The 13754-nt window shown below is 68.8% G+C and carries 14 protein-coding genes; 5 read left to right on the top strand and 9 right to left on the bottom strand.

All coding sequences use genetic code 11. The features are described from left to right. Positions 1-116 precede the first annotated feature (116 nt). Positions 117-698 (bottom strand): NADPH-dependent FMN reductase, encoded by a 582-nt coding sequence (locus NMLP_RS06230; RefSeq protein ID WP_015409274.1) that lies wholly within the window; start codon positions 696-698, stop codon positions 117-119. 116 nt (positions 699-814) lie between these two features. Here NMLP_RS06230 and NMLP_RS06235 point away from each other — a divergent pair, with 116 nt between their 5' ends. Further along, the gene (locus NMLP_RS06235; protein ID WP_015409275.1) at positions 815-1690 is read left to right on the top strand and encodes an NAD-dependent epimerase/dehydratase family protein; all 876 of its coding nucleotides are present in this window, start codon (positions 815-817) and stop codon (positions 1688-1690) included. A gap of 82 nt (positions 1691-1772) precedes the next feature. Here the strand turns inward: NMLP_RS06235 and NMLP_RS06240 are convergent, their stop codons facing one another. After that, on the bottom strand, positions 1773-2792 hold the full coding sequence (locus tag NMLP_RS06240) for an HhH-GPD family protein (RefSeq protein WP_015409276.1): 1020 nt from the start codon (positions 2790-2792) through the stop codon (positions 1773-1775). Between the two features lie 145 nt (positions 2793-2937). Between NMLP_RS06240 and tenA the strand changes: the two genes are divergently transcribed. Beyond that, positions 2938-3597, top strand: coding sequence for a thiaminase II (tenA, locus tag NMLP_RS06245; protein WP_015409277.1), 660 nt, complete (start codon positions 2938-2940; stop codon positions 3595-3597). 25 nt (positions 3598-3622) lie between these two features. Here the strand turns inward: tenA and NMLP_RS06250 are convergent, their stop codons facing one another. Beyond that, positions 3623-4330 carry a TMEM165/GDT1 family protein gene (locus tag NMLP_RS06250; RefSeq protein ID WP_015409278.1) on the bottom strand — a complete coding sequence of 236 codons (708 nt, stop codon included), beginning with the start codon at positions 4328-4330 and terminating at the stop codon, positions 3623-3625. Positions 4331-4466: 136 nt separating this feature from the next. Here NMLP_RS06250 and NMLP_RS06255 point away from each other — a divergent pair, with 136 nt between their 5' ends. The 3 genes from NMLP_RS06255 to NMLP_RS06265 all read left to right on the top strand — a co-directional run bounded on the left by NMLP_RS06255 (position 4467) and on the right by NMLP_RS06265 (position 6176). After that, a complete protein-coding gene (locus NMLP_RS06255; protein ID WP_015409279.1) occupies positions 4467-4820 on the top strand; it encodes a hypothetical protein in 354 nt (117 codons plus the stop codon). A gap of 149 nt (positions 4821-4969) precedes the next feature. Next, a complete protein-coding gene (locus tag NMLP_RS06260) occupies positions 4970-5485 on the top strand; it encodes a winged helix-turn-helix transcriptional regulator (protein WP_015409280.1) in 516 nt (171 codons plus the stop codon). A 91-nt stretch (positions 5486-5576) separates the two neighbouring features. Continuing rightward, positions 5577-6176, top strand: a complete 600-nt coding sequence (locus tag NMLP_RS06265) for a nitrous oxide reductase accessory protein NosL (RefSeq protein ID WP_015409281.1) — start codon at positions 5577-5579, stop codon at positions 6174-6176. A gap of 100 nt (positions 6177-6276) precedes the next feature. Here NMLP_RS06265 and NMLP_RS06270 read toward each other — a convergent pair whose 3' ends face one another. The 6 genes from NMLP_RS06270 to NMLP_RS06295 all read right to left on the bottom strand — a co-directional run bounded on the left by NMLP_RS06270 (position 6277) and on the right by NMLP_RS06295 (position 13643). Next, positions 6277-7185 carry an ABC transporter permease gene (locus NMLP_RS06270; protein WP_015409282.1) on the bottom strand — a complete coding sequence of 303 codons (909 nt, stop codon included), beginning with the start codon at positions 7183-7185 and terminating at the stop codon, positions 6277-6279. Beyond that, positions 7182-7925 (bottom strand): ABC transporter ATP-binding protein, encoded by a 744-nt coding sequence (locus NMLP_RS06275; protein WP_015409283.1) that lies wholly within the window; start codon positions 7923-7925, stop codon positions 7182-7184. Before NMLP_RS06275 ends, NMLP_RS06270 begins: the two co-directional genes overlap by 4 nt. Further along, a complete protein-coding gene (locus NMLP_RS06280; protein WP_015409284.1) occupies positions 7922-10033 on the bottom strand; it encodes a NosD domain-containing protein in 2112 nt (703 codons plus the stop codon). Before NMLP_RS06280 ends, NMLP_RS06275 begins: the two co-directional genes overlap by 4 nt. Positions 10034-10162: 129 nt before the next feature. Continuing rightward, a complete protein-coding gene (locus tag NMLP_RS06285; RefSeq protein WP_015409285.1) occupies positions 10163-11035 on the bottom strand; it encodes an ABC transporter permease subunit in 873 nt (290 codons plus the stop codon). Next, entirely contained in the window at positions 11032-11757 is a 726-nt protein-coding gene (locus tag NMLP_RS06290; RefSeq protein ID WP_015409286.1) for an ABC transporter ATP-binding protein, read from the bottom strand. Before NMLP_RS06290 ends, NMLP_RS06285 begins: the two co-directional genes overlap by 4 nt. Continuing rightward, a complete protein-coding gene (locus NMLP_RS06295) occupies positions 11754-13643 on the bottom strand; it encodes a NosD domain-containing protein (RefSeq protein ID WP_015409287.1) in 1890 nt (629 codons plus the stop codon). The genes NMLP_RS06290 and NMLP_RS06295 overlap by 4 nt, the downstream gene beginning before the upstream one ends. Positions 13644-13754 lie beyond the last annotated feature (111 nt).

The following is a 13754-nucleotide window of genomic DNA, read 5'->3' on the forward strand; positions in this document are numbered from 1 at the left end:
GAATACAACAGTCGGGGCTTAAAACGGTTGTCGGAATCCATGCGGGGGCGGAATCCGGCAGGAGACGGCGTGGTCGGCGCACAAACCGCGTGGCTGGCGAACGCCGACAGGACCGGTCAGTCCTCGGCCCCGACGTTCTGCGTCGATTCGATCGTCCGGGGGTCCGGTTCGATCCGCGCGTACTCGACCATCCGCCGGCCGAGTACCTCGACGCGCTCGGCGACGTCGTCGTCGACGATCTCGTCGCCCTCGATTCGGGTCCGCGCCCCCGGGATCGCCACCTGGTGGGGGACAACCCAAGCGTCGAGCGCCCGACACACGGAGCGGAGGTGATCGAGCGTCGTCGTCGGGAACGAGCCGCCGGCGACGCACAACAGCCCGACGGTCGTGTCCTCGAACTCGTCGAACCCGCAGTAATCGAGGGCGTTCTTCAGCGCCGAGGAGTACGAGCCGTGATACACCGGCGTGCCGAGGACGACCGCGTCGGCGGCGCCGACCCGCGCTCGGAGCGCCGACGCGTCGCCCGCCTCGTCCGCGTCGGCGTCGAACACCGGCAACGAGAGCTTCCGGAGGTCGATACAATCCGTCTCGACGCCGTCGAACGCCGCCGCTGCGGCCAGGGCGTGTCGACACGCCGGACGCGTGTAGCTTCCGTCCCGGAGGCTGCCGACGAGCGCCGCGATTCGGGAGTCGCTCATGGCCGTGCTATTGCGGCCGAACCCAAAGACGTCCGCGGTACGACCGCGTCCGGGGCGGGTGACTCCCATTCGGGTACGCGCGCCGGTCTTTTAACAGAGCGCGCCGAGGGCGGCGTATGGACGTCATCGTCACCGGCGGGCGGGGGCGGACGGGTCGGTGGGTCCTCGACCGCCTCGTCGACGCCCACGACGTGACCTGTCTCGACCGCAAGCATCCGGGGGCGGAGAGAGCACCGGGCGTCGAGTACCGCGCGCTCGATCTCACGGATCCCGGCGGGGTGCTCGACGTCGTCACCGGGATCGATCCCGACGCCGTGGTCCACTGGGCCGCCATCCCGGTCGCCGGCACGCACCCCGGGGTCGATCTCTACCGGAACAACACGCTGTCGACCCACGCAGTCCTCACGGCTGCGGGCCGGGTCGGCGCGCGGGTGGTACAAGCCTCCTCCGACGGCGCGTACGGCTTCTTTTTTGCCGAGGAGACGCCACTGCCCGAGACGCTGCCGATTCCCGAGGAACACCCCCGCCGCCCCGAGGACCCCTACGGGCTATCGAAGGTCGTCGCCGAGGAGGTCGCCGCGACGGTCGCCCGCCGCGACGGCGTTCCGGTCGCGTCGCTGCGCCCGACGTGGATCCAGGAACCGGGCGAGTACCCCTGCCGGGACCCCGACTACGTCGAGGACCGGTCGGCGGGTGCCGGGAACTTCTGGTCGTACGTCGACGTCCGGGACGTCGCCGACATGGTCGAACGCGCCCTCGAGGCCGACTTCGAGGGCCACGAGGCGTTCAACTGCGCCGGTCCCGACAACGCCCTCGGGGAACCGCTCGTCGGGTTGCTCGAGGCGCACTACGGGTCGGTCCCGACAGCGTGTCACGTCGAGGGCGACGCCGCGGCCTACGACACGAGCAAGGCCGAGCGTGTCCTCGGATGGACGCCCACGTGGTCGTGGCGCGAGGCAGCCGACGAACGGGTATCGCCGCCGGAGGTGTAGCGGACTACCTCGGTGACACGCCCCCGAGGCACTCGGCCTGTGCCGCCCGTAGAGAGACGGCCGTCGAGAGCGCGGGCGTCAACTATCGACGCAGCCGCGCTACCGTCTCCCCGCCCGTCTCCGTCGTCGTCACGAGGCCGTCCGACTCCAGGTCCGACAGCAGCCCGCGGAGCCACTCGCGGCCGTACTCGCCGTCGGGAGCGTAATCGACCCGGACACGCCGGCCGAGGTCGTCGATCGGCGACTCGCCGTACTCCCGCAGCGCCGACACCACGCGACCCCGCATCTGGCGGCGGCTCCCCTCGAACTCGGGTTGGGTCGGCACGTCCGGGGCGCGGAAGTCGCCGGTTCCGTAGGCGTGACACCACTCGCGCCACGGACACCCGGCTTCGTCACACCGCGGTTGCTTCCCGCAGGCGACGCCGCCGAGTTCCATGATCGCGTTGTTCCAGACCCGCGAGTCGCCCTCGGGCAGCAGTTCGTCCGCGACGCGTTCGAACGCGTCGCTCTCGTCGGGGACGTCGAAGGCGCGGTACAGGACGCGTTTGACGTTCGTGTCGACGACCGCCCCGCCATCGTCGAAGGCGAAGGAGGCCACCGCGTCGGCGGTGTAGGGACCGACACCCATCAACTCCTGTAACCCTTCGGGGGTGTTCGGGAACTCGCCGTCGTGCTCGGAGACGACCTGTTCGGCCGCCTCGTGGAGGTACGTCGCGCGGTTGTTGTACCCGAGCGAGTGGTCGGTCCAGAGACCGACGACGTCGGCGCGATCCGCCGTCGCGAGCGCCTCGGCGGTCGGCCACCGCTCCGTGAACTCGCGCCAGGGCTCGACGACTCGGTCGAGTTGGGTCTGTTGGCTCATCACCTCCGAGACGAGGATCGCATACGGGTCGTGGGTCTCGCGCCAGGGGTACTCGCGGTGGTCGGTCTCGTACCACTCGACGAGCGCCGCCCGGACCGACTCGACGTCGGCCGGGAGGGACGCCTCCGAATCGCCCCCGACGGCGATCGAGGCGTCGAGGTCGTCCTCGTCGGTTCGCGAGGCTCCGATGTCGCCCTCCTCTGTGGGGGGTGGCCCGCGGGACTCGTCGGCGTCGGTCATCGCGTACTCGTATCGGCGGCCGCCGCTTGGGTGTGACGGTCCGAGCGGGGCGGGCGAGGGGTCCGAAGGTCCGCCCGCCATTGCCGGATATACATCTGTTATACTATCAACGTATATTACGCTCGGAGCGGTAGTGCGGGGTAGCATGGCGTTCAGCGACCGACTGCTCGAGGACGGAGCCCACATCTGGGAGGCACAGAAGGACCACCCATTCGTCGTGGAACTGGCGGAGGGGACCCTCGACGAGGCGGCGTTCCGGTACTGGATCGAACAGGACTACCGATACCTGCTCGACTACGCCCGTCTGTTCGCGATCGCGGGGGCGAAAGCGCGCGAAGAGGCGACGATGACGGACCTGTTGGGCATCGCCCACAGCACGCTGGACCACGAGATGGACCTCCACCGGGAGTTCGCCGCCGACTACGGGATCACCCGCGAGGACCTAGAGCGCGTCCGGAAGTCGCCGACCTGCGAGGCCTACACCGGGTTCTTGCTCCGGACGGCCTACGAGGGATCGATCGCGGAGATCGCCGCGGCGCTGTTTCCCTGCGGGCAGGGCTTTCTCGATATCGGCGAGCACGCGGCGGCCCTCGCGACGGAGGAACACCGATACACCCCCTGGATCGAGACGTACACGAGCGAGGAGTTCCGGGAAGTCGTCGGCCTGATGCGGGAGTTCGTCGACCGCTGTGGGGAGCGGTACCCGGGCGAACACGACGCGATGCGGGAGGCGTTTCTCACGAGCGCGCGCCTCGAGTACCGGTTCTGGGAGATGGCGTACACACAGGAGGAGTGGGGAATCTGAAACTGGGGCGTAGCGTCGGCTCTTTTTAAATCCCGGGAGCGATCCCGATACCGAGTAACTCCGCCACCGTCGAGACGGCCGCCTCCCAGACCGAAATGCCGGTCGCCATCGCCAGCGCCGTATCCGAGCCGAAGAAAAAGAACATCGCCGCGCCCCCGAGGTGTGCCTTCCGGACGTCGAAACGCCCCGCAAAGCGATGGAAAAAGAAGGCGTTGAGCAGGCTCACCGGGACGATGGCGAGCATTTCGCCGAGCCAGATCGCCGACCCGGCGGCGTACTGCGCGGCGAGACCGATGGTGACGAGTTGGGTCTTGTCGCCGAACTCGCCGGTCGCCATCATCACGAAGATCGGCAGAAAGGTTCCGAACCGCTCGGGCACCTCCCGGCCGAAGACGGATATCTCGCCGTCGATTCCGGGGACGCCGCCGTCGGTCGAGGGAGTTCCATCGTCGCTCCGCTCCGGCATCGACCGCAGCAGCAACACCCCGAACAACAAGAACAGGCCGGCGGTGATTCCGTCGAGCGCCAGCGGGGGGAGCGCGCGCTGGAGCGCCTGCCCGAACTGCACCTCTAGGGCGGTCCAGCCCGCGAAGGCGCTCGCGGCCGCAGCGACGACGACGAAGGGGTTGTACCGCGTCGAAAGCCCGGCGATGATGAACTGGACCTTTTCGCCGGGCAGGACCGCCAGTTGCGCCACGAAGGCGATTACCAACACCTCGAACCAGGCGGTCATGTCGTGTTACCCCCGGTTGTCGATCGGTCGATCGTCCGCATTCGTCCCCGTGTATCCGGCTGTGGTCCTTAAGACTTGAGCTATGGGCGTTACTCACGAGCGAAACCGCTTTCCGGGCGCCGGCCCCACCGCGGGTATGGGACTGGACGACCTTGCCGGCGACGTCGAAACCGCCTACGCCGAGCTGGGCGGGGAACTCGCGGTCGAACTCGACGCCGAGACGCGAAACGAACTGGCGATGCTCGAGAGCGCCTACGATCCGGACGACGCCGACGAACTCCTCCGGCGGGCGGTCCACGTGCTGTTTCAAGACGCCGTCGAGACCGGCAACCTCGATTTCCACCTCCGAAGCGGCTACGACGTGACCTATGACGAGTATCTCAGCGGAATGACCTACGACGAGATGGCCGGCGGCGCCGGTGCCGGTGCCGGTGCCGGGAGTGGGGACGTCTTCGGGGGCGACGACAACGCGCGGCGGTATCAGTTCTGACGGGGCGCTATGGATCGCAAGCACGACCGACGGCCGTGTTGGCGGCCCGCGTCGGCGGCCGGGGAACGGCGTCGGTGGTCCCACGAACTGAGACATGGCCCGCGGTTGATAACCGATCGACACGAACCCCGAGGGGAGACCCGGCACCTATGACAGAAACGAGACAGCGGGTCCGATCCCACGTCGAAGCGAACCCGGGCGTCCATTTCAACGCGGTCAGCCGCGCGTTGGATATCGCGACGGGTCAGACGCAGTACCACGTTCGCCGTCTCCTCAACGACGGAGCCCTCGACAGCCTCGAGGTGTGCGGCCGAACGCATTATTTCCCGACCGAATACTCCGAAACCGAACAGGCGGCGATCGCGCTGTTGCGCCGCGAGACGACGCGCGAACTCGTCGTGTTGCTGTTGGATCACGAGACGGACCGGCCCGACGAGTTGGCCGAGACGGCGAACGTCGCCCGGAGCACGGTCGAGTGGCACCTCTCGAACCTCATCGAACACGGCCTGGCGGAGAAGGTCCGCGAGGGGCGGCGAGTCTCGGTCCGGCTCACCGAACCCGAGTTGCTCAGCGAGTTGCTCGTCGAGATCGACCCGAGCCTGCCGGATCGGCTCGTGGACCGCTTCTCGCGGCTCGTCGACTCGCTGCTCGAGCAGTCCGGGTGACGCCGGGAGCCGTTGTCGACACAGGATACGGACGGGACGTTTTCAGTATCGCACCAAACCGGCTATTCGTTCGGACCACGGAGACGCGGGTATGAACGGAACGCGGATCGACGCCGACGGGTGGACGCGCCGGACGGTCCTGACAGCGCTCGCGGCCGGTGGCGTGGGGTCACTCGCCGGGTGTCTCGGCGGCGGTCGGGGCGGCCCGGACCCCGTTTCGCTGAACGGGGGCCAGGCGTGCGATTACTGCAACATGCGGATCGAGATGCACCCGGGGCCGGTCGGGCAGTCTTTTTATACGGACGACCCGCCCGCCTCGCTCCCGGAGGACCGCGAGGACGGGATCGCGCGGTTCTGTAGTTCGACGTGTACGTACAACTACGTCCTCGAAAACGAACAGCGTGGCCACGAGCCGGCGGTCTCGTACGGGACCGATTACTCTAGCGTCGACTACGAGCTCAGATCGGACGGCGGGACGACTGTCATAAGCGCCCACCTCGGGGCCGAGTCGTTCGCCGACCTCCGCGACCTCACGTTCGTCGCCAACAGCGACGTCGAGGGCGCGATGGGCAACTCGCTCATCGGGTTCACCGACGGCGACGACGCCGAGTCCTTCGCCGGCGAACACGGCGGGGAGCTGTTGAGCCACGGCGACGTGACGCGGGAGGTCCTCTCGGCGCTCGGCGGGTAGCACTGGACGACGCTCTTTTTATATGCCCGGCGACGATTTATAAACAGTCCCGGGTCGTTTATAACCCACAGCGGTTACCCTCGGCGGCAGGTGCGAGCGTCTACCGACCGACGGCAAACGCCGCGGCCGCGAGCGATCCTGCCCACCAGACGAGCAGGCCGACCGCGCTGAAAAGCGGCGAAGCCGTCCGCGGGCCGGTGCCCGCAGTCACCGCGACGGTGGTTTCGAGCACCAGCCCGCGGTAGGCACTGAGCGGGCTGATCGCGAGCGATCCGACGAGCGATGACTCGGCGATCAGCCCGCGCGAGAGCGCGAACAGGAGACCGATGTCGGCCCCGAACAACAGGGCGAACAGCCCCAGACCCACGGCGGCGATCGCGGTGCGGGTCGTCGAGACGAGCGCTGAGATCGCGACGGCGATCGCGAGAAGCACCATCGCAAAGCAGGCGGTGAGCACGATGAACCGGAGGTACAGCCCCGGCGAGTCCGCCCCGGTGTGGGTGGCGTAAAAGACGGGACGGTACGACTCCGTGACGACGATCGGGAACGCGAGAAACGACAGCGCCGCGGTGACGATGCCGACGAGCCCGAGCGAGCGCCCGGCGTACGCCCCGAGGACGACCTGCCAGGGTTCGATCGGGTACGTCCGCAACACGTCGAGGACGCCGCGTCGGTCGTCGTCGAGGATCGTACGGTAGCCGAACGCGAACGCGATGACTGGGATCAGAAGCTCCAGCGGCGTCAACAGGTCGATGATCGTCGAGACGTAGCCCACCTGAACGCCGCCGCCGAACCACGCGATCCCGAGCAGCGTCCCCACGAAGCCGACCAACAGCGCGAGCGAGGACCACGTCAGGACCGCAGTCGAGAGCTCCCGCCGAACGACCGCCGAGAGGATCCGGGGGGCGGTCGGCCGCCGCCCGGCCGCTGTCGGTTCGGCCCCGCGCATCTCGGGTGTGTCGGCGTCGTCGTCGGCTGGCGCCTCGGGGGATTCGGCCGGCGTGCTCATGTTTCCCCCCGAACGCGGACGGTCCCGGCGTCGCCGGTGATGGCCGACTCGAACGCCCCGAGCAAGGAGTCAGCGCCGAGTTCCGCCCGGACGTCCGCGGGCGCGCCCAGTCGTGCGACCGAGCCGTCGTCGAGCAGCGCGACCCGATCCGCCGTCCGCTCGACCAACGAGAGGTCGTGCGAACTGAGAAGCACCGCCGTTCCGGACGCGGTGAGCTCCTCGGCGACCTCGAAGATGCGGACGCTCATGCCCGGATCGAGACCGCTCGCGGGTTCGTCGAGGACGATCAACGGGGGGTCCCCGACGGTCGCCTGTGCGATGCCGACGAGCCGCGTCATTCCGCCGGAGAGGGCCTCGACGTTCCGGTCGGCCGCCGCCCCCAGCCCGACCCGCTCGAGGCGCGCCACGGCGTCGGCTTCGGTCTCGCCGACGAGGGCAGCGTAGAACGTGAGCGCCTCCCGGACGGTCTGGCCCGGCCGGAACGCGGGGCGCTGCTGGAGGTAGCCGATCGGGCGCGTCGCGTCGGGACCGCAGTAGCGCACCGTCCCGCCGCTCGGCTCGTGGAGGCCGACGATGGCCCGGATGAGCGTCGTCTTACCCGAGCCGTTCGGGCCGATGATCGCGGTCACGTCGCCGGGGTCGACGTCCAACGAGACGTCGTCCAGCACGGTCACCCGACCGTACGTGTGTTCTAGCTCTTCGATCGTCAGTATCGGTGTCGTTCGGTCCTGTTCGGTCATCCTAAAGAGTCTCGCTCAATCGTCGTCCGGAGTATTGTTCGGTCGTCGTATTCGGGCCGATCGGTCGGTCGTCGTACTGTCTCGCTGTGTCGTGTCTCTGCGGGTGTGTCGCCGCTGGAGCGACAGATCGGTTCGATGTCAGTCCGCCCAGTCCGTTCGAACCACTCGGCGCGGACCGGCGCACAGCGCGGCGCGGTGTCGATCACTTCGTCGGCCCGCATTCCCGGGACTACCCCCTGGAACCCGGCCAGCGCGGACAGCGCCGGTGCTTGTGCGAGCGTTCCGGCCCCGTCGACGCGGTGGAGCCGTCCGTCGACGGGGTCGGTCGGCGTGTAGGGACGTTCGACGACGGTGCCGTCTGTGGTCCCGATCGCGCCCTCCCAGTAGTTGCCCTCGCCGTCGTGGCTCCAGACGCGCAGCCGGCCGCTGGAGACGGCGACGTGGCGCTCATTGTCGACGAAGTCGTTGTGCGTGACGCGGTTCGTCGGCAACAGCGCCCACGTTTCGACGCCGTCGCGGTTGTCGGCGATCACGTTCCGCTCGACGACGGAGGCGGTCGCCTCGATCCGCAGGCCGAGGTCGTTCTCGGCGAGGACGTTCCCCGCGACGTAGCTGTCCGTTCCGCCGACGCTGATTCCCGTCTCCGCGTCGCGTATCTCGTTGCCGAGGAGGGCGTTTCGCTCTGGTCCGGTCATCACGTAGATGCCGGCCGTCTCCTCGGTGGCGATGTCGTTGTCGGCGACGAGCGCCCCGGAAGTGAACATCAGGTGGACGCCGTTTCGGTTCCCGCGCATCCGGTTGTCACGGATCACGATCCCGTCGGAACGGTGGGTGTAGACGCCGTCGAGGCCGCCGAGGAACGTCGAGCCCTCGACGACGCCCGGCGAGCGCATCGCCACGACGCCCATGTGACCCTCGCGGTAGTTCTCGCTGCCGACGACGGTCGTGTTCCGGACGACTGCCCCGGGTGACGCATAGAGGATGATCCCCGCGGCGTCCGTGTCGATATGCGTGTCGGTGACGAGGATGTTCCCGGCTCCCGAAACCTCGATCGCCGCGTCGCCTTGGGCGTAGTCATCCTCGATTTCGGCGTCCCAGGAGTCCTCGCCCTCGGCGTCGCCGTGGTTGTGACCGCCTCCACCGACGTTGCTGCCGGCGTGGCCGTCGGTCACCGTCGGTCCCGGGGTGGAATCGCCAACACCGGAGACGTCAAGCCCCGCGAGCGCCGTCCGGTTCGCCGTGACCGTGACGACGGTGCCGTTCCCGTCGCCAACGATCCGGGCGTCCCCGTCCGCCCGAAGCGTAACGGGGGTATCGATCTCGAGACGTTCGCGATACGTCCCCGCCGGCACGCGAACCGTCGTGTTCGGGGGGGCCGCCTCGACGGCCGAGCGGACCGTCGGTTCGTCCTCCCCGACGACCACGCTGACGGGGCGGTCGAGCAGCGAATCACGCGTTTCGACCGTCTCGTTGGCGTCCCGGCGCTGGTCCTCGGTCCGGTCTCGGACCGTGTCAGCGCCGTCTATTTCGATCGGCCGATCGAGCATGTCCGCCCAGTCTATCACGGTCCCACTGTATTCGTCTGCGAACGCCTCGGCCGAGGTGCGTGTGTCGAACGGTACTACGGCGTCGCCGGAGGTCGTCCGGGCCTCGCTATCGACGACGTAGAACGCCTCGTCGGCGGGCACCCAGCCGGGGGCGAACTCCGTCACCGGCAGCCGTTCGTCGTTCAATTCGACGCCGCTGTCGGTGTACTCGGTGACGTACACCGTGTTCGGAAAGCCGAACCGCTGTTCGTGGCTCGGCTGTCGCTGTTTTGCGACGAACGAGTCGATGCCGTAGTAGCCGACCACATAGGGATACTGCGAATAAAATACCTGCGCTCGCGGGAGTTCGATCCTGGCGTCGAAGCGCTCGTCGTCCTCCAACCGCATCTCGTCCTCGAGGGTCAACCCGACCGAGACCGTCTCGTCGAACGCGACCGGTTCGGGAGTCGCCGAACCGAAATCGACGACGAAGATGCCGGCCGCGAGGCCGACGACGACGACGAGGACCGAGACCGTTGCGACGGTTCGGGTTTCGACTCTCGGCTGTGGCTCCGCCGACATCAGTCGTTCACGCCCGGAGGTCCGGGCCGGACGGTATTGTGTAATCTGGTGTCCGCGTCGAAAGCCAGAGACACGCCGACGCGTACGTCGGGACGGGCTGGAGCACTGGGCCGGAACACTGGGGCAGCCTCAGCGATCCAGCGCGTCGGCCACCCGCGCGGAGAGTTCGCCGACACCGGCCCGGAGCCCCGCGAGCGGGCGGCGGTCGATACTGACGACGATCGAGCCGAGGCTCGCGAGCAGCCAGGCGGCGAGGCCGGCGACCGCAGCGGAGACGTCAATCGCAGCCCCCCGGTCGGTCGCCATGCCGACGACAGTTTCGAGGACGAGCCCCCGGTAGGCCGCGTTCGGGCTCGCCGCGAGCGCTGTCCCGAGGAAGTCGTCGCCGATCACGTCGGCCGAGAGTCCGGCGAGCGTCAACAGATCCCCGCCTGCGACGACCACGACGAGGACCGCAAGCGCGGCCGCGAGCGCCGCCCGTCCCGCCCGGACGAGCACCGATGCCGCCATCGCCATCGCCAATACGACGGCCCCGAAGCAGATCGTCAACGCGAGAAACCGGATGAAAAGCACCGGCGAGTCGACGCCGCCGTGGGTCGCGAACACCCGCGACTCGTGACCGCCGATCCACGAGACGACGACGCCAACGACAGCGAGTGGGGCACCGATGATGCCCGCGAGGCCGACGAGCCGGCCGACGAAGACGCCCGCGACGAGCGAGCGTTTCGAGACGGGGTAACTCAGAAGCACCGACCGGTCGTCGTTGTCGCCGCCGAAGGCCCGGTAGCCGAGCGCGACGGCGACGAGCGGAACGAGCAACTCGAGCGGCAAGAGGAGATCGACCGCAGTCGGGACGTAGCCGCCCTCGAGGCCACCGCCGGCGCGGAGCGTCCCGGCGAACACGGCGAGGAGTCCGATCGCCAAGAGCAGATAGCTCCGGGTCCGAACGACCGTCGAGACCTCCCGCCACGCCACGGCCCAGAATATCTGACCGCGCCTCATCGGTTCCCCCCGACGACCGCGACCGCGTCCGTGTCGCCGACGACGGCGTTCAACACGCCCCTGAGCGAATCGGTCTCGAAGCGCTCGCGCAGATCCACCAGGGAACCGATGGCAGCCACCGACCCGCGGTCCAACACGACGACGGTGTCCGCCGTCGCCTCGACGAGCGCGAGGTCGTGGGAGCTGACGAGTACGGTCGTTCCCGATCCGGCCATCTCCGCGGCGGTCCCGAAGACGCTCTCGCTCATGTTCGGATCGAGACCACTCGCGGGTTCGTCGAGGACGATCAACGGCGGGTCCCCGACGGTCGCCTGCGCGATGCCGAGCAGTTGCCGCATCCCGCCCGAGAGAGCCTCGACGTTCCGGTCGGCCGCCGCCGCCAGCCCGACCCGCTCGAGCAACGGCTCCGGATCGCGACCGTCGAGCAACGACGAGTAGAACGCCAGCGTCTCGGCGGCGGTGAACCCGGGGCGGAACGTCGGCTCCTGTGGTAAATAACCGATCGGACGGTCGGTGTCGGGTCCCACATAGGAGACGACGCCGCTCGTCGGCCGGAGGTCACCGACGAGCGTTCGCAACAGGGTCGTCTTCCCGGAGCCGTTCGGGCCGATGACGGCCACGACCGACCCGGAGGGAATCGACGCCGACACGTCCGAGAGCACCTCGACCGATCCGAAGGACTTCGAAACCCCGTCGACGCGAAGCACGGGATCGTCGCTCACGCGCCGCACACCTCCGAGACCGTTGTGCGGCCGTCTGCGAGCCGTCGTGCGTTCTCGAGGCGAGTCGGGTTCGACGGCGTCGAGCGCGGGCTGGCGTCGACGACGCTCTCCCCGCGCATCCCCGGCGTGGAGCCCCGAAGCGCCCGGAGTCCCCGAACGATCGGCGCGTCGGCGAGCGTCCGGGCGGCTCCGGTTCGGTGGAGCCGACCGTCGACCGGGTCGGTCGGGCTGTAGCGCCTATCGAGGCCTTCGGCACCCGCCCAGTAGTTGCCCTCGCCGTTGTGGCTCCAGACGCGGAGCGGCCCGGTCGTCGCCCTGACGTGGCGCTCGTTGCCGACGACGTCGTTGCGGGTGACGACGCTCGTCGGGAAGACCGAGGAAGCGCGGAACCCCACCTCGTTCCCGACGACGGCGTTGTCGGCGTACAGGGAGTTTCGTGCGCTCGTCGAGACGCCCTGTCGGGTCCCGACGACAGTGTTGGCACCGACGTAGAGGTCGGAACCGCTCGTCAGAATCCCCCGCCTGGAGTCGGTGATGACGTTGTCTGCGATGGCGATCCCGGACGGACTCGTCATGACGACGACCCCCGAGAGGGCCTGTCCGGTCGCGCAGTTGCCGGCGAACAGCGCCTCCGAGGTGTACATAAAGTGCGTGCCGAACCGCCCCCCGATAAACTCGTTGTTTCGAACCGTGATCCCCGAAGATCGGTGGGTGTAGACGCCGTCGCGGCCGCCGTCGAACGTCGATCCTTGGACGACCGCAGGCGAACGGATCGCGGTGACGCTCATAAACCCGTCTTCCCACCGGTCGGTGCCGTTGACCCGGATGCCGTCGACGACCGCCCGGTCGGCGTCCCGGAGAACGACCCCCGAGGCGGGCGTTTCGATACCCACCCGGGCGACGAGCAGTCGGTCGACACCGTCCGCAGTGACGGCCGCGTCGGCGTACCCGTAGGCCTCCTCGGTCGCACGGTCCCAGTCGGCGCGGTCGGCGGCGACCGTTCTCTCGGGCTCCAGCGAGTCGCCAACCCCCTCGATCGAGACGCCGACGAGGGCGACGTCGTCCGCAGTGACGGTGACGACGCTGCCGTTCCCGTCGCCGACGATCGTCGCGTCTTCGCCGCTGATGGTCACGGGGTCGTCGACCTCGATCGGTCCCTCGTACGTGCCGGGTGGAAGTTGAACCGTCGCGTTCGCTCCCGCGTCGTCGAGGGCGGCTCGGAGCGTCGGGGCATCTTCGCCCACGACGACGCTGACGGGGCGGTCGAGCAGTTCCCGCGTCGACGCGACCGTCGCGTTCGCCTCGGTGTGCTGTGTCTCGACCCGATCGCGGGCGTTCGAGCCGTCCGCTCGAGGGGTCTCGAACTGCCCGTGGGCGGCCCAGGTGACGACCGAGCCGCCGTGAGATTCAGCGAAGTCGACCGCGTCCGCCCGGGCGTCGAACGCCAGCGTCGCCGGTCCCGACGGGGTTCTCGCGGCGCTGTCGACCACGAAGTAGGCGTCGTCGGCGTCGATCCACTGCCCGGAGTACTCACCGAGCGGGTAGCCGGACTCGTCGAGGGAGACGTCGGGGGGCGCGGCTTCGACGTGGACGGCCCGGGGATAGCCGAACTGCTGTCTCACGAGGGGATCGTCGACTGCGGAGGCGGTCGTGCCGACGCCGCGGTAGCCGACGACGTAGGGGTACTGCGAGTACGCGACCTGCGCGCGCGGTGCGAACCGGCCCGAGCCGAGCAGGCGCTGCTCCTCTAGGGTCAATCCCATCGCGACGGTCCGGTCGAACTCCGCCGCCCCGGGGTCCGAAGCGTCCGGCGAGACGGCGAACGAGCCGGCCCCGACGAGGACGAGCAGACAGCACCCGACCGCGACGGCGACTCGAAGCGACATACCCGGGGTAAGCCGATCGGCACGCATATGCCGTCTGGTATAGTGATCGAATCGGCCGGGAGACGTCCCCGGGCCGCTTCCGGGTCGGCCGCACAGAACCGAGCGAATCCG

This window comes from Natronomonas moolapensis 8.8.11, assembly GCF_000591055.1.
GTDB lineage: Archaea > Halobacteriota > Halobacteria > Halobacteriales > Haloarculaceae > Natronomonas > Natronomonas moolapensis.

Coding starts and splice junctions, on each gene's coding strand:
- NMLP_RS06295 (WP_015409287.1), bottom strand. CDS start 13,643: ATGTCGCTTCGAGTCGCCGTCGCGGTCGGGTGCTGTCTGCTCGTCCTC.
- NMLP_RS06255 (WP_015409279.1), top strand. CDS start 4,467: ATGGGACTGGACGACCTTGCCGGCGACGTCGAAACCGCCTACGCCGAG.
- NMLP_RS06270 (WP_015409282.1), bottom strand. CDS start 7,185: ATGAGCACGCCGGCCGAATCCCCCGAGGCGCCAGCCGACGACGACGCC.
- NMLP_RS06250 (WP_015409278.1), bottom strand. CDS start 4,330: ATGACCGCCTGGTTCGAGGTGTTGGTAATCGCCTTCGTGGCGCAACTG.
- NMLP_RS06230 (WP_015409274.1), bottom strand. CDS start 698: ATGAGCGACTCCCGAATCGCGGCGCTCGTCGGCAGCCTCCGGGACGGA.
- NMLP_RS06235 (WP_015409275.1), top strand. CDS start 815: ATGGACGTCATCGTCACCGGCGGGCGGGGGCGGACGGGTCGGTGGGTC.
- NMLP_RS06280 (WP_015409284.1), bottom strand. CDS start 10,033: ATGTCGGCGGAGCCACAGCCGAGAGTCGAAACCCGAACCGTCGCAACG.
- NMLP_RS06260 (WP_015409280.1), top strand. CDS start 4,970: ATGACAGAAACGAGACAGCGGGTCCGATCCCACGTCGAAGCGAACCCG.
- NMLP_RS06285 (WP_015409285.1), bottom strand. CDS start 11,035: ATGAGGCGCGGTCAGATATTCTGGGCCGTGGCGTGGCGGGAGGTCTCG.
- NMLP_RS06275 (WP_015409283.1), bottom strand. CDS start 7,925: ATGACCGAACAGGACCGAACGACACCGATACTGACGATCGAAGAGCTA.
- NMLP_RS06240 (WP_015409276.1), bottom strand. CDS start 2,792: ATGACCGACGCCGACGAGTCCCGCGGGCCACCCCCCACAGAGGAGGGC.
- NMLP_RS06265 (WP_015409281.1), top strand. CDS start 5,577: ATGAACGGAACGCGGATCGACGCCGACGGGTGGACGCGCCGGACGGTC.
- tenA (WP_015409277.1), top strand. CDS start 2,938: ATGGCGTTCAGCGACCGACTGCTCGAGGACGGAGCCCACATCTGGGAG.